The organism is Pseudomonas fluorescens, from assembly GCF_902497875.1.
In the GTDB taxonomy this organism is placed as follows: Bacteria; Pseudomonadota; Gammaproteobacteria; order Pseudomonadales; family Pseudomonadaceae; genus Aquipseudomonas; species Aquipseudomonas fluorescens_BR.
In genome coordinates this window covers 25,168-41,701 of sequence record NZ_CABVHY010000046.1, presented here as the reverse complement: position 1 = coordinate 41,701, position 16,534 = coordinate 25,168, and the positions used below count along the sequence as shown (strand labels likewise).

Here is a 16,534-nt window from a genome sequence, read left to right as displayed (position 1 = left end):
TCGAGAAAGAGATTGCCGAAACCAAAAAGGCTCTCAAGAAACACATTGATGACGACCCGGACATGCGCCAAATGCGCGATTTGATGGTGACCATTGATGGCATTGCCGACAAATCGGCGCAAATGCTGTTTGCCGAGCTGGGCGACCTGCGAAAGTATTCGAATCCTCGACAAATGGTGGCGGCGGCGGGCTTAAATCCAAAGCTGGAAGAGTCTGGCCAGCTTAAGGGCCGCACCTTTATCTCGAAAATCGGATCAGCGCGACTCCGAACCGGGCTCTACATGCCAGGTCTGGTGGCGATGCAGCACAACGAAGCGATTATCGCGCTCAAAGAGCGATTGAAAGCCAACGGCAAGGCCCCCAAGCAGATCATCTGTGCAGCAATGCGCAAGCTGCTGCACATCATCTTTGGAGTGATCAAATCGGGCCAGCCCTTTGACCCGAAACTTGCGCTTGCCCGGTGAGAGTTAAGACGGTATCTACGCCGATTGCATCCGCCGCCGAATCAGCCGGGAACATAGATCCTGTAGGAGCTGCCGATAGGCGGCGATCTTTTTAGGCCTTCAATCCCCGTGAAGCTTATCCAGCGTGCGCAGTTTCTGTGGCAGGCCCCACAGCAGCAGCGCGGCGGCGATCAGGGCGGCGACGCCGATCACGTAGAGCGCCGGGGTGGTGGTGCCGGTCAGGTCCTTGATCCGACCGACCATGACCGGGCTGACGATGCCGCCGAACTGCCCTAGGGTGTTGATCACCGCAATTCCGCCAGCCGCACCGGCGCCTGCACCGGCCAGCAGTTTCGGCGGCAGGGTCCAGAAGGTCGGGATCGAGGCGATGATGCCGGCGCCCAACAGGCTCAGGGCGACGATCAGGAACGTGGTGTGATCGGCAAAGATCCCGGCGCAGAAGAAGCCTACCGCGCCCAGCGCGACCAACCCGCTGACGAACTTGCGGCGCTCGCCGGTGGCGTCGGACAAGCGCCCGATCACTACCATGCTGATGGCGCCACACACATAGGGAATGGCCGTCAGCAGCCCGATCATCACCGGGCTCTGGGTGCCGGCGCTGCGGATCAGTTGCGGTGCCCAGAAGTTCAGGCCATAGGACGCAACCTGGATCAGGAAGTAGATCAGGCCCAGGGTCAGAAAGCCTGGAATGCGCAACGCCGCCAGCAATGAACTGCCACCCTTGTGCGGCTCATGCTGGGCCACGCGACTGGCGAGCAAGGTTGCCGCGGCCGAGTTCCAGACGCACGCGTTCCACTGTTGGCCGTTCTCCCCGGGCCAGCAGCTCGCTTGGTGGACCCCCGGTTATCGGCTGGTGCGCATCTCCGTGCAAAAATAGTCTAATACCACTATATGAGCCTAAATTGTGCGTTTTAGAGGCTTCTTTAACTTCGATATAACGGTCATCACGCATACCATGTGACTTTGCTGACCAGGGCTTTTTCGACATCGTGCGAAACGGCCGGGCTCGCGCCCGCCTCCAGGACATTAAGGCTCATCGTATTTCTCCAGGCGGACTGCCCGTGGGTGTCCGATTGTTTTTGTTGTCTGGTTCAGGTGCTCTGACACCTGTGTAGGGAAACCGGGTTATCTGGTCAGGATGGCGTCGGATGCAGATCGCAGTTGCGTCCGGCCTTGACCAACTGGCCAGGCACTTCGTGGCCCAGCAGCGCGGGCAATCCTCGTGACAATCGCAGCAATAGCGGCAGATCGATTCCGGTGTGAATGCCGATTTCATCGCACAGGTTGACCAGGTCCTCGGTACAGATATTCCCCGATGCACCCGGCGCAAAGGGACAGCCACCCAGTCCACCCAGCGCCGCATCGAATCGGCGCGCGCCCGCTTCATAAGCAGCAAGGACGTTGCACAGACCAAGGCCGCGGGTGTTGTGAAAGTGCAGGGTCAGGTCGGCCGCGGGCACTCGCTGCAACACCCGCCGCACCAGTCGATCCACCTGTCGCGGATTGGCCATGCCGGTGGTGTCGGCCAGGGTGATGCCTTGCATGCCGAGTTCCAGATAGGCGTCGACGATCTGCAGCACCCGGTCTTCATCGATTCGCCCTTCGAACGGGCAACCGAAGGTGGTAGCGATGCTTGCGTTGAGTCGCACCGATGAACCGTCGACGAACTCGACCACCTCACCGAACGCCGCCAGCGAGCGCTCGCAACTCATGCGCATGTTGGCCTGGTTGTGGGTCTGGCTGGCGGACATCACCAGGTTCAGCTCATCCGCCTTGACCTCCAGCGCTCGTTGCGCGCCTTTGAGATTGGGGATCAAGGCGACGTAAATCACGCCCGGCTGACGAGTAATCCCCTGGAAGACTTCTTCGCCATCGCGCAGGGCCGCAATGGCTTTGGGCGAGACGAACGAGCCGGCTTCGATGCGACTGAAACCGGCCAGTGACAGTTGATTGATCAGCGCCATCTTGTCGGCGGTTTCGACCCAGGTCGGCTCGATCTGCAAGCCATCGCGGGGGGAGACTTCCTGGACGATCAGGGTTTCGGAAAAGTCGCTGATCATTGCACCACCCCTTCGGTTTTCAATCGTTCGATGTCCAGGCCGGTGAGGCCCAATTCGGCCAGAATGGCATCGGTGTGCTGACCCAGGCTCGGCCCTGACCAGTTGACGCCCCCCGGCGTCTCGGACAGTTTTGGCACGATGCCGGGCATTTTCACCTGGGTGCCACCGGGCAATTCAGCGCTGAGCAGCATGTCCCGCGCCTGGTAGTGCGGGTCGGCGACAATGTCGGCCACCGAGTAGATGCGTCCGGCGGGGACTTCGGCCTCCTGCAAAGTCGCCAGCACTTGTTCGATCGGCAGGCTGCTGGTCCAGTGGGTGATCGCCGCATCGAGCAGGCCACTCTTGGCGGCGCGGCCATCGTTGTGGGCAAACTCCGGCGCATCGGCCAGGTCGGCGCGGCCGATGACTTCCATCAAGCGCTTGTAGATCGGGTCACTATTACCGGCGATCACCACGTAGGCGCCGTCGGCGGTCAGGTAGGTGTTGGACGGCGCAATGCCCGGCAAGGCACCACCACTGCGCTCGCGGACGTGGCCGAGCATGTCGTATTCCGGGACCAGGCTTTCCATCAGGTTGAACACGCTTTCGGCCAGTGACACGTCGACCACCTGGCCTTCACCCTGCCCGGTCTTGACCCGCAGCAGGGACATCAAGGCGCCGATCACCGCATGCAGCGATGCCAGCGAATCACCGAGGCTGACGCCGACCCGTGCCGGCGGCGAACCCGGGGTGCCGGTGGTGTAGCGAATACCGCCCATGGCTTCACCAATGGCGCCAAATCCAGGACGGTCGCGATACGGGCCAGTCTGGCCGTAGCCGGAAATCCGCACCAGCGTCAGGTTGGGATTGAGGGCATGCAGCACGTCCCAACCCAGCCCGAGTTTTTCCAGCGCGCCGGGGCGCAGGTTCTCGATCAACACGTCGGCGCTGCTGGCCAGTTGTTTGACCAGCTCGATGCCTTCAGCGGATTTCAGGTTCAGCGCCAGGGATTTTTTGTTCCGCGATTGCAAGTACCACCACAGGGATGTGCCTTCGTGCAGTTTGCGCCATTTACGCAGCGGATCGCCCTGGCCGAGGGCTTCGATCTTGATCACTTCGGCACCAAACTCGGCCAGTACGCGTGCAGCAAACGGCGCGGCAATCAGCGTGCCGATCTCGATGACCTTGATGCCACTCAGAGGGGCAGTCATGGGGGGTACCTCTTATTCTTGGAATGTGTGCCAAGGCTAGAGGAACGGTGGGGTTGGAATCCAACCGTCAGTTGGCAAGGAGCGTTCGTCAAACGCGAAAGCGCTGCGGGAAATTTGCTGCGATCTCAGGAATGCCATCGCGAGCAAGCTCGCTCCCACAGGGGATCTCCAGCGAGAACACAATGGGGTGATCACTTCAGATCTAATGTGAGAGCGAGCTTGCTCGCGATGGGGCCATTACTATCAACAAAGATGTCAAACCGGCCCCCGTAAAGCCTCAAACAACAACTGACTCACCGGCGACAACGCCGCCTCATCGCGCACTACCAGTATCAGCGTGCGCTCAGACCAGTCGTCACTCAGCGGCACCGCATGCAGGCCCAGCGCCCGTCCAAACAGTTCATAGGCGCGCTGGGGCAGAATGCCGATGCCCATATTGGCCTGGACCATGCGGCACATGGCGTCGAATCCCGGCACATGAATCCGCAGGCGCAACACTTTGCCTGCCTTGCGCGCCGCCGCATGGGTGCGCATGTTGATCGAGCTGGCGGCGTGCAGGCCGACGTAATCGAAGTCCAGCGTGTCGGCAAACGCCAGCTCATGCTCAATGGCCAGCGGATGATCCGGGCGCATCAGCACCACCAGCTTGTCCTGCCGGTAAGGCACGCTGTGCAGGCCCTTTGTATCGCTGTCACTGGAACAGATGCCAAGATCGGCCACACCATCCAGCACTCCCTGAATCACCCCATTGCTGGGGCGTTCTTCGAGGTCGGTCTTGACTTGCGGGTGACGTTCGGAGAAATCCCGCAGGTCTTCGGGCAAGAACTGAATGATCGCCGAGAGGTTGGCCAGCATCCGCACATAACCGCGCACACCGTGGCTGTGTTCACCGAGTTCGAGGCCCATCTTCTCGACGTTGAACAGCATCTGCCGCGCATGGTGCAACAGGGTTTCGCCAGCGGCGGTGAGGCTCATGCCCTTGGCCTGGCGCACGAACAGGCTGATACCCAACGCCTCTTCAAGCTCCATCAAACGCTTGCTCGCCGCCGACACCGCAATCGCCTCACGGGCAGCGGCGCGAGTCAACGTACCCTCCTCATGGACGGCAACGAACAACTGCAGCGTGAGCAGATCCAGGCGACGTATCAGGCTTTTGTGCAGCATCAAAGGCTCGGCGATATCGGCTTAGTCGGAAACCGCAGGATAACGCCAATTCAGCGAGTCGATGCCAGTTGATTGATGTCTCGCGATTCCAGAACCGCCTGCGATCCACCTGCACGAGCGACCGCCAGCATTGCCCGGCCAAACACTTCGGTGTTCAGCACGGTGGATGTGCAAGCGGGGATTTTTAGTGAATGGTCTGGCGCATTCGCGGGCAAGTCGGAGCGTCGGTGCGGCGATCCGACTTGCCCGCGAAGGGCGTGCGCGGGTTTTATGCCTGGCTCAAAACGCGCTACGGAATATCTCTTCAATTTGCCGTTGATCCGCTGCACGCGGGTTGGTCAGTCCGCAGGCGTCTTTCAGGGCGTTGGTTGCCAGGGTCGGGATGTCTTGCAGCTTGGCTCCCAGGTCGCGCAGCCCGGCTGGAATCTCGACGTCCGTGGACAGGCAGCGGATCGCCGCGATGGCCGCCTGGGCGCCCTCTTCCTCGCTCAAACCATGGACGTCGGCACCCAGTGCCCGGGCGACGTCGGTCAGGCGCTCGGCGCAGACACTGGCGTTGAAGCTTTGCACGTGGGGCAGCAGTATGGCGTTGCACACACCATGGGGCAGGTCATAGAAACCTCCCAGTTGGTGAGCCATGGCATGCACGAAACCCAGGGATGCATTGTTGAACGCCATCCCGGCGAGGAACTGCGCGTAGGCCATATTTTCCCGTGCGGCCAAGTCACTGCCGTCGCGGACCGCCAGGCGCAGATTGCCGCTGATCAGCTCAATGGATTTCAGCGCGCAGGCGTCGGTGATCGGCGTGGCTGCGGTGGACACATAGGCCTCGATGGCGTGGGTCAGCGCATCCATCCCGGTGGCGGCCGTCAGGCTTTTGGGCATGCCGACCATCAGCGCGGGGTCGTTGACCGACATGAGCGGCGTGACGTTGCGATCGACGATGGCCATTTTCACGTGGCGTGACTCATCCGTAATGATGCAGAACCGGGTCATCTCGCTGGCAGTACCGGCGGTGGTGTTGATCGCGATCACCGGCAATTGCGGCTTGCTCGATTGGTCGACGCCTTCGTAGTCGCGGATCTGCCCGCCGTTGGTGGCGCACAGGGCGATGCCCTTGGCGCAGTCATGGGGCGAACCGCCGCCCAGCGACACCACGAAATCGCATTTACTTTCCTTGAGCAGTCCCAGACCGTTCTCGACGTTGGCCATGCTCGGGTTCGGCTTGGCGCCGTCGAAAATCACCGAATCGATATCCTGAATCGCCAGTTTCTCGGCGATCATCTTCGCGATGCCAGCCTTGGCCAGTCCTGCGTCGGTGACGATCAACGCCTTGCGAAAGCCGTAGTTGCTAATAGCTTTCATGGCTTCGTCGAGGCAACCGATGCCCATGATGTTCACCGCGGGAATGAAAAACGTGCTGCTCATGACCAATCCTCTTGTTGTGGCTGAACCGACGATACCGGTCCAGCGGGTGCCTGCAGGATCGACCCATAAGTGCAGGCATATCTTGATCTGGCTCAATTCCATGTCGTGATAAAGTCAGCGCCCCGCACACCTTCAGTTTTGAGACGACAAACCGTGATTATGGATTTCCAGGAATTTGATGCCGAACTTGAAGACTGGAACGCCGTGCGCGCAACCACCTCGTTCACCGCTCTGCTGGTGGGTAACGGCGCCAGCCGCGTGGTGTGGGACGACTTCGGTTATGACTCGCTGTTCGAGAACGCCCGCACCGTCGAAGAAAAACCCCTGAGCCAGTCCGAGTTGAGCGTCTTCGAGGCCATGGGCACGCGGATTTTCGAGCAGGTGCTGAGCGCGTTGAAGACCACCAGCCGGGTCAACAAGGCACTGGCCGTCAGTTCGGCGGCGCCGCGCAATCGCTACTACGCGATCAAGGAAGCGCTGATTAACACCGTGCATGGGGTGCATATCCCCTGGCGTCTGATGCAGGCGTCGAGCCTGGCGAAGATCAATCAAGAGTTGGGCAGCTACCCAACGGTGTTCACCACCAACTATGACCTGCTCAATTACTGGGCGATCATGCAAGACCCGCAGGCCATTACCGACCTGTTCAACGGCGCCGATTCAAATTTCGACTTGAGCAATACCCAAACAGACAAGGCGCGTGTGCTCTACCTGCACGGTGGCCTGCACCTGGTGCGAAACTCCGACGGCAGCGCGCGCAAGCTGACCGCCACTGAAGGCACGCTGCTTGGCAGCTTTGCCATCAACAACACCATCAAGACCCTGGACGATGTACCGTTGTTCATCAACGAAGGCACCAGCCAGGACAAGCTCAAGATCATTCGCAGCTCGGACTATCTGTCCTTCTGCTACGACCAACTGCTCACCCACGACGGCGCCCTGTGCATCTTCGGCCACCGTCTCGGCGAGCAAGACAGCCATATCGTCCACGCCCTGCGCCAGGCGCAACTCAAGACCATCGCCGTCTCGATCTATCCGCGCAGCAAGGCGTTTATCCAGCACCAGAAACGCCATTACACGAAGCTGTTCGAGGGGCTGGATGTGACGCTGCGGTTTTTCGATTCGAAGAGCCATGGGTTGGGAAATCCACAGCTGTCGGTGCCTGTGGAGCGTTGAGGAGATATTGGCCTGACAAATGACCTTTGTGGCGAGGGGGCTTGCCCCCGCTGGGTCGCGAAGCGGCCCTAAAACCTGCAAGTCGGTTCTGCCAGACAGACCGCAGGTACAGGTTTTACGACTGCTTCGCAGCCGAGCGGGGGCAAGCCCCCTCGCCACAGCAAGCTCCCTCGCCATAGAGGTTGCATTGAACCCGCTGGAACGATCCTGAATCACTCTTCCCCGCTTTGCACCACCACCAACAACTGCGCCTGGACCTCGCCAACCGAGCGAATCCGGTGCGGTTTCTGCGCGTTGAAATGCAGCGCATCGCCGCGATTGAGGATCAGACGTTCGTTCATGAAGTCCACTTCCACCTGCCCTTCGTGGACGAACAGAAACTCTTCACCCAAATGCTCCTTGAAGCTCTTGTCGCTGAACTCTGTGGGCGGGTAGATGATGAATGGCAACAGGCTGCGCTCACTGACCTGACGGGCCAGCACCGCATAACCCGGCGTCTCGGCGTTGGCTGACAGCGACTGGCGCTCGTCGCTACGCACCAGGCTGTAGCTGTCGAGGCTGATGCTTTCTTCACTGAACAACTCTTCGACCTTGACGTTCAAGGCCTTGGCCAGTTTCAAGGCGGCGGCGATCGATGGCGTATTCAAGCCGCGCTCGACTTTCGACAGGTAGCTCTTGGTCATGCCGGATTTTTCGGCCAGGGCCTCCAGCGTCACGCCCAGTTTTTTTCTCAGAATCTTCAAACGGATAGACATGTGCAGCGATTAATCCATCAAGAAGGCGACGAGGAGTCCTTGCTAATGACACAAGGTGTCATATAGCATCATTAGTGTCATTTGCTATCACCCAACGACCTTGCGAGCAGTGGGGGCCAGCAAATCCGACGTCCATTGAATAATCCCAAGGACACCGATATGGCCAAGACATTAGCACTACCTAAAGAGCAACTGGTCAAGCAAGCGCTGACGCAGATGCACAGTACGCTGGCGGATAATACGTGGACCGACCGGCAAAAGCTGGCCCTGACCTGCCGTATTCTCTTTGAAAGCGGCCACGATTCCGGCTTGGCCGGGCAGATCACCGCCCGCGGACCACAGCCCGGCACCTACTACACTCAACAACTGGGGCTGGGTTTCGACGAAATCACCGCGAGCAATCTGCTGCTGGTCAACGAAGACCTTGAAGTGCTCGAAGGTCACGGCATGCCCAACCCGGCCAACCGTTTTCACAGCTGGGTGTACCGCGCCCGGCCAGATGTGAACTGCATCATCCATACGCACCCGACCCATATCGCGGCGTTGTCGATGCTCGAAGTGCCGCTTGAGGTTTCCCATATGGACCTCTGCCCGCTCTACGAAGATTGCGCTTTTTTGAACACTTGGCCGGGTGTGCCGGTGGGTAACGAAGAAGGCGAAATCATCGCCGCGGCGCTGGGTGACAAGCGCGCGATCCTGCTCTCGCACCATGGTCAGCTGTCGACCGGTGGCACCATCGAAGAAGCCTGTGTCATCGCGCAACTGATTGAACGTGCGGCCAAATTGCAACTGCTGGCCATGAGCGCCGGCGTAATCAAACCGATTCTGCCTGACCTGGGTCGCGAAGCTCACGACTGGATTTCCAGGCCTAAACGTCACGGCGCTGCATTCAATTACTACGCTCGGCAGAACCTGCGCCAACACGCCGATTGCCTGAACTGAATCCACTTACTTGCTCACCAGGAGAGACATCATGTCGACCCCTTCTATTCACGGCATCATCGGCTACACCATCACCCCATTCACCGCCAATGGCGAAGGCATCGACCTGGATGCGCTGGGCCGCTCCATCGACCGTTTGATCGACGGCGGCGTCCACGCTATTGCTCCCTTGGGCAGCACCGGCGAAGGCGCGTACCTGAGCGACGCGGAATGGGACCAGGTCAGTGAGTTCAGCATCCGGCACGTCGCCAAACGAGTGCCGACCATCGTCAGCGTCTCCGACCTGACCACCGCCAAAGCCGTGCGCCGCGCGCGTTTCGCGCAGGCCCATGGCGCCGATGTGCTGATGGTCCTGCCGACGTCCTACTGGAAACTGACTGAAGCGGAAATCCTCGCCCACTACCGCGCCATTGGCGACAGCGTCGGCGTACCGATCATGCTCTACAACAACCCGGCCACCAGTGGCACCGACATGTCGGTCGAGCTGATCCTGCGGATTTTCAACGCCGTGGAGAACGTGACCATGGTCAAGGAGAGCACTGGTGATATCCAGCGCATGCACAAGCTGCAACTGCTCGGCGAAGGTCAGGTGCCGTTCTACAACGGTTGCAACCCGCTGGCCCTGGAAGCCTTCGCTGCCGGTGCCAAAGGCTGGTGCACCGCGGCACCGAATCTGATCGCCAACCTCAACGGTGAGCTGTACCAGGCAGTGCTGGCCAACGACCTGAACACAGCGCGGGAGCTGTTCTACCGGCAATTGCCGCTGCTGGATTTCATTCTCAAGGGTGGCTTGCCTGCGACCATCAAGGCCGGATTGCGCATGACCGGGCTGGAGGTGGGCGATCCACGCTTGCCGGTGTTCCCGTTGGGTGAAGCAGGTCGCAGTCAGTTGCAGGAGTTGTTGACCACTTTGCGGTAAAAGCGGTCGCGGGCTTTGCCCTGTCACGATCAAAAGATCGCAGCCTGCGGCAGCTCCTACAGGGGGTCGGTGTTCACCCGGGTGAACACGGTCGGCGCAGCCTGCGATCTTTTGACTTTTACGATCACAGCACCGGCAAGGTCTTGTCCTTGATCACTGTGGTCGGCCCGTTGGACTTGACGCTGGCAATGCCTTTTTGCTGCGCCGCATCGGATGTATACGTTTCACTGCTGCCGATGATTTGGTGGTTGGCAGCCTTGAGGTTGAAGTATGGATGACCATCCTTGGTGGTTTTCTTCTCGTAGCGCTCGTCCAGCGGACTATTGGCCTGGACCGACGCGATACCGCTCTCGGCAGCACTGCGGGTGGTATACAACTCGCTGCTGAGTACGGTTTCGGCGTTGGCCGCCTTGAGGACAAAGCGGAACTGACCATTGCTGCTTTTGCTCAACTCATACCATCCGGACATGCTTGAACTCCTGGCGATTGATAAGACTTGCTGCGCCATCAGAGTAAAGACCTTGTTCGGTGATTAGCCAATATCGCGCGCGGATTTCCAGGAGAGATTTGTCGCCTGATACATCGCATCGCGAGCAAGCTCGCTCCCACAGGTTATGTGTCGATCACACCAGGGTGGCCTGACATAGATCCACTGTGGGAGCGAGCTTGCTCGCGAAGAGGCCAGCAAGACCAACCCAAACCCGGCCCTATTTCACCGCCGAACGCACCACACTCAACTCCGGCGCCGCCACTCGGCGCTGAGTCAGATAACGCGTGCAACTGACCCGCAGGAACGAGGCGAAATTCACCACTTCGCCGCGGTAGTCCATGACCTCTTCATACAGTTTGGCGATCAGTTGATTGGTGGTCATGCCATCGACTTCGGCGATCTCGCTGAGGATGTCCCAGAACTGGTTTTCCAGACGCAAGGTGGTCACCACCCCGCAAATGCGCAGCGAACGGGAGCGTGATTCATAGAGAATCGGATCGGCTTTGACGTAGAGCTCGCACATCGGATGAGCCTCTCTTTTTTACAAGGTGATCTTGGTACCGAGCAAACCGAGGAACCCCGCCAGCCAGCTTGGATGCGCCGGCCAGGCCGGAGCTGTGGCCAGATTGCCCTGAACATGGCCTTCGGTCACCGGGATATCGATGAACGTACCGCCCGCCAGGCGAACTTCCGGAGCGCAAGCCGGGTAGGCGCTGCACTCGCGACCTTCAAGAATACCCGCCGCCGCCAGCAATTGCGCGCCGTGGCAGACGGCGGCAATCGGTTTGCCCGCCTTGTCGAAGGCTTGCACCAGCTGCAGGACTTGCTCATTTAAACGCAGGTATTCCGGGGCGCGACCACCGGGCACCAGCAGCGCGTCATAATCCGCGGCATCGACCTTGGCGAAGTCGAAATTCAGGGCAAACAGGTGCCCCGGTTTTTCGCTGTAGGTCTGATCGCCTTCGAAGTCGTGGATCGCGGTGCGCACAGTCTGCCCGGCGGTTTTATCCGGGCAGACCGCATGCACGGTGTGACCGACCATCAGCAGCGCCTGGAATGGCACCATCACTTCGTAGTCTTCGACGTAATCGCCGACCAGCATCAGAATTTTTTTAGCGGCCATGGGGAGGACTCCTCGGGGAAATGCGTGGGCATGCAAGAGTACTCAAGGTAGTCCTTATCCGCAGGGGTGGGTAATAACCAGCTACTACGGTATCCACTGTGTACGCGTTGGGGGATTACCCCAACTGTACGCCTAACTCTGCGCGCAGCTGTAACAGCGCAGACGCCACGGTTTATGGCTAGATGAAGACACCTAACATCATCCTCGACTCTGGTTGCCATCATGTCTTCGCGCGAAAACACCGGCATGGCCCTTGGCCTGCTCGGCGTCGTCATCTTCAGCCTGACCCTGCCGTTCACACGGATTGTCGTGCAGGAAATCCATCCGCTGCTCAACGGCCTCGGTCGCGCGCTGTTTGCGGCGATTCCGGCGGCGCTGTTGTTGCTCTGGCGCCGGGAGAAATGGCCGACCTGGAAACAGATCAAAGGTCTGAGCCTGGTGATCGCCGGGGTGATTCTGGGGTTCCCGGTGCTGTCGGCCTGGGCCATGCAGACCTTGCCGGCGTCCCATGGGGCGCTGGTTAATGGTTTGCAGCCACTGTGCGTGGCGCTGTATGCCGCGTGGTTGTCCCATGAGCGACCGTCGAAAGCCTTCTGGGCCTGTGCGGCGCTGGGCAGCGCGTTGGTATTGAGTTATGCCTTGATCAGCGGTGCCGGCAGTATTCAGGCCGGTGATCTGTTGATGCTCGGGGCGATTGCCATCGGTGGCCTGGGTTATGCCGAAGGTGGCCGGCTGGCCAGGGAGATGGGTGGTTGGCAGGTGATTTGTTGGGCGCTGGTGCTGTCGACGCCACTGCTGATCGGGCCGGTGAGCTACCTGGCGCTGCAGCACCAGGGAGAGATCTCCAGCAAGACCTGGTGGGCGTTCGGTTATGTCTCGCTGTTCTCGCAGTTCATCGGTTTCTTCGCCTGGTACGCCGGGCTGGCCATGGGGGGCATCGCCCGGGTCAGTCAGATCCAGCTGCTGCAGATTTTCTTTACCATCGCCTTTTCCGCGCTGTTCTTCGGCGAGCACATCGAGCCGATCACTTGGCTGTTCGCCTTTGGTGTGATCGTCACCGTGATGCTCGGACGCAAGACCAGCGTACGCCCGGCGCAACCGGGCACGCTGCCGTCAGGGGTTGAGCTCAAGCCCTAAATAAGAAGCCCGTCGGCCCGCAGCAGGGTTTCCAGGCAGTGCTCGCTGATGTTGTAGAAGGCCTTGAGCTCCTGAATCTTCACCAGCAACTGGGCCGGGTCGATCGGCTCGGCGCGTTTGACCGCCAGAATCATCTTGTTCTTGTTGGTGTGTTCAAGGGAGATGAACTCGAAGACCTTGGTCTCGTAGCCGCAGGCTTCGAGGTACAGCGCGCGCAGGCTGTCAGTGACCATTTCCGCCTGCTGGCCCAGGTGCAGGCCGTACTGCAGCATCGGCTTGAGCAGCGCCGGGCTCTGGATTTGCAGGCGGATCTGCTTATGGCAGCACGGTGAACACATGATGATCGAAGCGCCGGAACGAATGCCGGTGTGAATCGCATAGTCGGTGGCGATGTCGCAGGCATGCAGCGCGATCATCACGTCCAGCTCGCTCGGGGCCACACTGCGCACATCGCCACATTTGAACACCAGCCCCGGATGCTCCAGCTTTGCGGCCGCGGTGTTACACAGGTTGACCATGTCTTCGCGCAACTCGACGCCGGTCACCTCGGCTTCGGCTTTCAAGGTATTGCGCAGATAGTCATGGATCGCGAAAGTCAGGTAACCCTTGCCCGAACCGAAGTCCGCGACCTTGACCGGCTTGCCCAGCGCCAGCGGCGACGAGGTCAGCGCATGGCTGAAGACTTCGATGAACTTGTTGATCTGCTTCCACTTGCGCGACATCGCCGGGATCAGCTCTTGCTGCTTGTTGGTCACACCGAGGTCGGCGAGAAAGGGCCGGCTCAGGTCGAGGAAGCGGTTCTTCTCCCGGTTATGTTCGGCGGACGGTACTTCACGCAATTGCTGGGGTTTGCTTTTAAACAGCGAACTCTTGCCCTTTTTGCTGTATTCGAGCTGGGCTTCGTCGGTCAGCGACAGTAAATGCGCATTCTTGAACGACGCCGGCAACAACGCAGCAATCGTCGCTACGCCTTCGGCAATCGACAGATTCTTGGTGATGTCGCGAGTTTTGTAACGGTAGACGAAGGACAGGCACGGCTGATCCTTGACTGTGAGCTGCTTGATGATCAGCCGCTGCAAATCCGCCTCGGTGCCGACGTTCTTGGCCAGCACCAGCTTGATGAAGGCGTTCTGCTCGATGCTCGATTGCAGCAGGTCGATGAACTGCGCGTGATGATCCGGCGCGAGGCTGGCGGGAGTGGCGGTGACTGACATGGATAAAACGGCCTCGGGCGGTGCGGATCGGGGAATGGCGGGTATTTTAGGGGGGATGGGGGTCGAGGGCACGGGGTTATTTGCCGGACGGTTGTTTCATTGAGTTTTGAGCGCCGGGGGCAGGCCCTCAAAAGATCGCAGCCTTCGGCAGCTCCTACGCCGACCGCGTACCCTGTAGGAGCTGCCGAAGGCTGCGATCTGTTACCCCAACACCACCAACCGGTTCGGCAGTTCATTGCGCACATGGGTCACCGGCACATGCACCTTGAGCAGTTCGCCGCAGGCTTCGATGCAGGTGACAAAGCCCTGCAAGGTCTGGCCCTGTTTCACTTGCCGGGTGAAGTCCGCGACTATGGCGTCCCAGGTTCTGTTGTCCAGGCGTTTGGAAATGCCCTCGTCCACCATGATTTCGACATAACGTTCCGCCTCGGATACGAAGATCAGCATGCCGGTGCTGCCAGCGGTGTGGTGCAGGTTCTGTTCGAGAAACTGCCGCCGCGCCAGGTTCGAGGCGCGCCAGTGCCGAACCGAACGCGGGATCAGGCGAGTGGTGACCTTCGGGATCCTGAACACCAGGCACAGAATGATAAAGCTGACCCACTGCACCAGCAGCAAGGTGTGCATGTTCATCCAGCCGGACAGGTAGTGCACGACACCCGGCACGATCAGCGCCAGCAAGCTGGCCCAGAGCAACGGGATATAGGCATAGTCATCGGCCCGGGCAGCGAGAACGGTGACCAGTTCGGCATCGGTGTGTTGCTCGACCCGCGCAATCGCTTCGGCAACCTTGCGCTGTTCGTGTTCACTCAGTAATGCCATGTCTTCACATACCCATTCATTATTTTAGTTACCAGCCGCCCGACGATCCGCCGCCGCCAAAGCTACCACCGCCGCCACTGAAGCCGCCGCCCCCGGAACCACCACCAAAGCCACCACCGCCGAAGCCGCCTGAACCTCCCCGACCACCACCGCCACTGGGCAGAATGCCGAGCATCTGGCAGACGAAAATCGTCACGATAAACAGCAACACCAGGAACACGAACACACCCGGGTGGCTTTCGAGGAAATCGCTGCCGCGCTCCCCTCCCGACCCGGCCAGGTTGGCAGGCTCATCCAGCGGGTTACCGCCCAGCACCACCAGCATCGCGGCAACCCCGTCGCTGATGCCCTTGCTGAAGTTACCGGTTTTGAAGGCGGGAGTGATGACCTGATGGATGATCACTGAGCTTTGCGCATCGGTCAGGCGGTCTTCCAGGCCATAACCGACTTCGATGCGCAGCTTGCGCTCATCACGGGCGACGATCAGCAACGCGCCGTTGTTCTGGTCTTTCTGGCCAATCCCCCAGTGCCGGCCCAACTGGTAACCGAAGTCTTCGATGCTGGTGCCTTGCAGGTCCGGCACCGTCACCACCACCAGCTGCTCGCCAGTCGCCTGTTCGTGGGCCATGAGCTGTTGGGTCAATTGCTCGCGCACCGACGGCTCGATCATTTGGGCGTTGTCCACCACCCTTCCGGTCAGTGCCGGAAACTTCAGTTCGGCCTGGGCCGTGACTGCCAACACCCAGAGCAACAGCACCAGGCCAACTTTCAACACGCGCATTGGAACCTCATCCGTGGGTGACGCTTGGCCTGATCCAGCAACGAGCACCCGGTGCCGTTGTACAGCGGGCGCCCGACGCCGATCAGAACTTCACTTGCGGCGCTTTATCAGCATCCGCGCTGGTCGCCTCGAAGTTCTCGCGGATCGGCAGATCGCTGTACAGCACGGTGTGCCACAGGCGACCGGGGAAGGTGCGGATCTCGGTGTTGTACTTCTGCACCGCGAGGATGAAGTCACGGCGAGCCACGCTGATACGGTTCTCGGTGCCTTCCAGCTGTGATTGCAGGGCCAGGAAGTTCTGGTTGGCCTTGAGGTCCGGGTAGCGTTCGGAAACCACCATCAAACGACTGAGGGCGCCGGTCAGTTGATCCTGGGCTTGCTGGAACTGCTTGAGTTTTTCCGGGTTGTCCAGGGTGCTGGCATCGACCTGGATCGAGGTCGCCTTGGCCCGGGCTTCGATCACCGCGGTCAGGGTCTCCTGCTCATGCTGGGCATAACCCTTGACCGTCTCCACCAGGTTGGGGATCAGGTCGGCGCGGCGCTGATACTGGTTCTGCACTTGCGACCAGGCCGCCTTGGCCTGTTCGTCGAGCGTCGGAATGGTATTGATGCCGCAGCCGCTGAGGACTGTGCTCAGCAGCATCAATACCGCGATTTGCCAGCCCGAGCGATAACGCTGTTGTACCTTCATGTCGGTGACGCTCCCTTGTACAACCTATGGAATGGAACCTGCGACCCTTAAATCGAGCGCTTGGGGCATAATCTGCCACCGCCACTGGATTGCATCGAGCCAATCGGCTAAAAGATGCCCTGCGCGAAAAACAGTTCAGAAGTGTGCTGCATTTATCCGAACAACAATAGTCGCTCCCTAA

At 59.9% G+C, this 16,534-nt stretch carries 17 protein-coding genes and 1 pseudogene; 5 read left to right on the top strand and 13 right to left on the bottom strand.

Translation table 11 applies throughout. The annotated features are described in order from the left end of the window. The coding region (locus tag F8N85_RS30950) for a transposase (RefSeq protein WP_191636297.1) at positions 1-464 on the top strand (464 nt) is incomplete at its 5' end. A gap of 99 nt (positions 465-563) precedes the next feature. Here F8N85_RS30950 and F8N85_RS30945 read toward each other — a convergent pair. The 5 genes and pseudogenes from F8N85_RS30945 to yiaY form a co-directional block, all read right to left on the bottom strand. Further along, a pseudogene (locus F8N85_RS30945) lies at positions 564-1,226 on the bottom strand (MFS transporter); the annotation flags it as partial. 371 nt (positions 1,227-1,597) lie between these two features. Next, positions 1,598-2,524, bottom strand: coding sequence for a hydroxymethylglutaryl-CoA lyase (locus F8N85_RS30935; RefSeq protein WP_150807236.1), 927 nt, complete (start codon positions 2,522-2,524; stop codon positions 1,598-1,600). Then, positions 2,521-3,714 carry a CaiB/BaiF CoA transferase family protein gene (locus F8N85_RS30930; protein ID WP_150807235.1) on the bottom strand — a complete coding sequence of 398 codons (1,194 nt, stop codon included), beginning with the start codon at positions 3,712-3,714 and terminating at the stop codon, positions 2,521-2,523. Before F8N85_RS30930 ends, F8N85_RS30935 begins: the two co-directional genes overlap by 4 nt. A gap of 255 nt (positions 3,715-3,969) precedes the next feature. Continuing rightward, positions 3,970-4,878, bottom strand: coding sequence for a LysR family transcriptional regulator (locus tag F8N85_RS30925; RefSeq protein WP_150644722.1), 909 nt, complete (start codon positions 4,876-4,878; stop codon positions 3,970-3,972). Positions 4,879-5,157: 279 nt separating this feature from the next. Further along, positions 5,158-6,306 (bottom strand): L-threonine dehydrogenase, encoded by a 1,149-nt coding sequence (gene yiaY / locus F8N85_RS30920; protein ID WP_150807234.1) that lies wholly within the window; start codon positions 6,304-6,306, stop codon positions 5,158-5,160. 156 nt (positions 6,307-6,462) lie between these two features. Here yiaY and F8N85_RS30915 point away from each other — a divergent pair, with 156 nt between their 5' ends. Beyond that, positions 6,463-7,482: a DUF4917 family protein gene (locus F8N85_RS30915; RefSeq protein ID WP_150807239.1), complete on the top strand. Its 1,020-nt coding sequence runs from the start codon at positions 6,463-6,465 to the stop codon at positions 7,480-7,482. 212 nt (positions 7,483-7,694) lie between these two features. Here F8N85_RS30915 and F8N85_RS30905 read toward each other — a convergent pair whose 3' ends face one another. Further along, a complete protein-coding gene (locus F8N85_RS30905) occupies positions 7,695-8,237 on the bottom strand; it encodes a helix-turn-helix domain-containing protein (RefSeq protein WP_150807233.1) in 543 nt (180 codons plus the stop codon). Between the two features lie 159 nt (positions 8,238-8,396). On the opposite strand from F8N85_RS30905, the gene F8N85_RS30900 reads away from it, so the two are divergent. Together F8N85_RS30900 and F8N85_RS30895 are read left to right on the top strand one after the other, a co-directional pair. Further along, complete coding sequence (locus F8N85_RS30900) at positions 8,397-9,179, top strand: aldolase (RefSeq protein WP_150807232.1); 783 nt, start codon at positions 8,397-8,399, stop codon at positions 9,177-9,179. A gap of 31 nt (positions 9,180-9,210) precedes the next feature. Next, positions 9,211-10,098: a dihydrodipicolinate synthase family protein gene (locus F8N85_RS30895; protein ID WP_150807231.1), complete on the top strand. Its 888-nt coding sequence runs from the start codon at positions 9,211-9,213 to the stop codon at positions 10,096-10,098. Between the two features lie 124 nt (positions 10,099-10,222). On the opposite strand, the gene F8N85_RS30890 is transcribed toward F8N85_RS30895, so the two are convergent. The 3 genes from F8N85_RS30890 to F8N85_RS30880 form a co-directional block, all read right to left on the bottom strand. Further along, positions 10,223-10,567, bottom strand: coding sequence for a YegP family protein (locus tag F8N85_RS30890; protein ID WP_150807230.1), 345 nt, complete (start codon positions 10,565-10,567; stop codon positions 10,223-10,225). 238 nt (positions 10,568-10,805) lie between these two features. Continuing rightward, positions 10,806-11,111: a ribbon-helix-helix domain-containing protein gene (locus F8N85_RS30885; RefSeq protein WP_150807229.1), complete on the bottom strand. Its 306-nt coding sequence runs from the start codon at positions 11,109-11,111 to the stop codon at positions 10,806-10,808. 18 nt (positions 11,112-11,129) lie between these two features. After that, on the bottom strand, positions 11,130-11,711 hold the full coding sequence (locus tag F8N85_RS30880) for a DJ-1/PfpI family protein (RefSeq protein ID WP_150807228.1): 582 nt from the start codon (positions 11,709-11,711) through the stop codon (positions 11,130-11,132). Between the two features lie 222 nt (positions 11,712-11,933). Between F8N85_RS30880 and F8N85_RS30875 the strand changes: the two genes are divergently transcribed. Beyond that, a complete protein-coding gene (locus tag F8N85_RS30875; protein WP_150807227.1) occupies positions 11,934-12,848 on the top strand; it encodes a DMT family transporter in 915 nt (304 codons plus the stop codon). Here F8N85_RS30875 and F8N85_RS30870 read toward each other — a convergent pair. The 4 genes from F8N85_RS30870 to F8N85_RS30855 all read right to left on the bottom strand — a co-directional run bounded on the left by F8N85_RS30870 (position 12,845) and on the right by F8N85_RS30855 (position 16,353). Further along, the gene (locus tag F8N85_RS30870) at positions 12,845-14,062 is read right to left on the bottom strand and encodes a class I SAM-dependent methyltransferase (RefSeq protein ID WP_150807226.1); all 1,218 of its coding nucleotides are present in this window, start codon (positions 14,060-14,062) and stop codon (positions 12,845-12,847) included. The genes F8N85_RS30875 and F8N85_RS30870 overlap by 4 nt on opposite strands. 201 nt (positions 14,063-14,263) lie before the next feature. Then, positions 14,264-14,881, bottom strand: a complete 618-nt coding sequence (locus tag F8N85_RS30865; RefSeq protein ID WP_150807225.1) for a TPM domain-containing protein — start codon at positions 14,879-14,881, stop codon at positions 14,264-14,266. Between the two features lie 28 nt (positions 14,882-14,909). Next, positions 14,910-15,662: a TPM domain-containing protein gene (locus F8N85_RS35520; RefSeq protein ID WP_150807224.1), complete on the bottom strand. Its 753-nt coding sequence runs from the start codon at positions 15,660-15,662 to the stop codon at positions 14,910-14,912. Positions 15,663-15,744: 82 nt separating this feature from the next. Continuing rightward, positions 15,745-16,353, bottom strand: coding sequence for a LemA family protein (locus tag F8N85_RS30855; protein ID WP_150807223.1), 609 nt, complete (start codon positions 16,351-16,353; stop codon positions 15,745-15,747). Positions 16,354-16,534: the final 181 nt, after the last annotated feature.

Excerpts from the sequence above, each read along its gene's own strand:
- F8N85_RS30935 (WP_150807236.1), bottom strand. The coding sequence starts at position 2,524 with ATGATCAGCGACTTTTCCGAAACCCTGATCGTCCAGGAAGTCTCCCCC.
- F8N85_RS30930 (WP_150807235.1), bottom strand. The coding sequence starts at position 3,714 with ATGACTGCCCCTCTGAGTGGCATCAAGGTCATCGAGATCGGCACGCTG.
- F8N85_RS30925 (WP_150644722.1), bottom strand. The coding sequence starts at position 4,878 with ATGCTGCACAAAAGCCTGATACGTCGCCTGGATCTGCTCACGCTGCAG.
- yiaY (WP_150807234.1), bottom strand. The coding sequence starts at position 6,306 with ATGAGCAGCACGTTTTTCATTCCCGCGGTGAACATCATGGGCATCGGT.
- F8N85_RS30905 (WP_150807233.1), bottom strand. The coding sequence starts at position 8,237 with ATGTCTATCCGTTTGAAGATTCTGAGAAAAAAACTGGGCGTGACGCTG.
- F8N85_RS30900 (WP_150807232.1), top strand. The coding sequence starts at position 8,397 with ATGGCCAAGACATTAGCACTACCTAAAGAGCAACTGGTCAAGCAAGCG.
- F8N85_RS30895 (WP_150807231.1), top strand. The coding sequence starts at position 9,211 with ATGTCGACCCCTTCTATTCACGGCATCATCGGCTACACCATCACCCCA.
- F8N85_RS30890 (WP_150807230.1), bottom strand. The coding sequence starts at position 10,567 with ATGTCCGGATGGTATGAGTTGAGCAAAAGCAGCAATGGTCAGTTCCGC.
- F8N85_RS30885 (WP_150807229.1), bottom strand. The coding sequence starts at position 11,111 with ATGTGCGAGCTCTACGTCAAAGCCGATCCGATTCTCTATGAATCACGC.
- F8N85_RS30880 (WP_150807228.1), bottom strand. The coding sequence starts at position 11,711 with ATGGCCGCTAAAAAAATTCTGATGCTGGTCGGCGATTACGTCGAAGAC.
- F8N85_RS30875 (WP_150807227.1), top strand. The coding sequence starts at position 11,934 with ATGTCTTCGCGCGAAAACACCGGCATGGCCCTTGGCCTGCTCGGCGTC.
- F8N85_RS30870 (WP_150807226.1), bottom strand. The coding sequence starts at position 14,062 with ATGTCAGTCACCGCCACTCCCGCCAGCCTCGCGCCGGATCATCACGCG.
- F8N85_RS30865 (WP_150807225.1), bottom strand. The coding sequence starts at position 14,881 with ATGGCATTACTGAGTGAACACGAACAGCGCAAGGTTGCCGAAGCGATT.
- F8N85_RS35520 (WP_150807224.1), bottom strand. The coding sequence starts at position 15,662 with ATGCGCGTGTTGAAAGTTGGCCTGGTGCTGTTGCTCTGGGTGTTGGCA.
- F8N85_RS30855 (WP_150807223.1), bottom strand. The coding sequence starts at position 16,353 with ATGAAGGTACAACAGCGTTATCGCTCGGGCTGGCAAATCGCGGTATTG.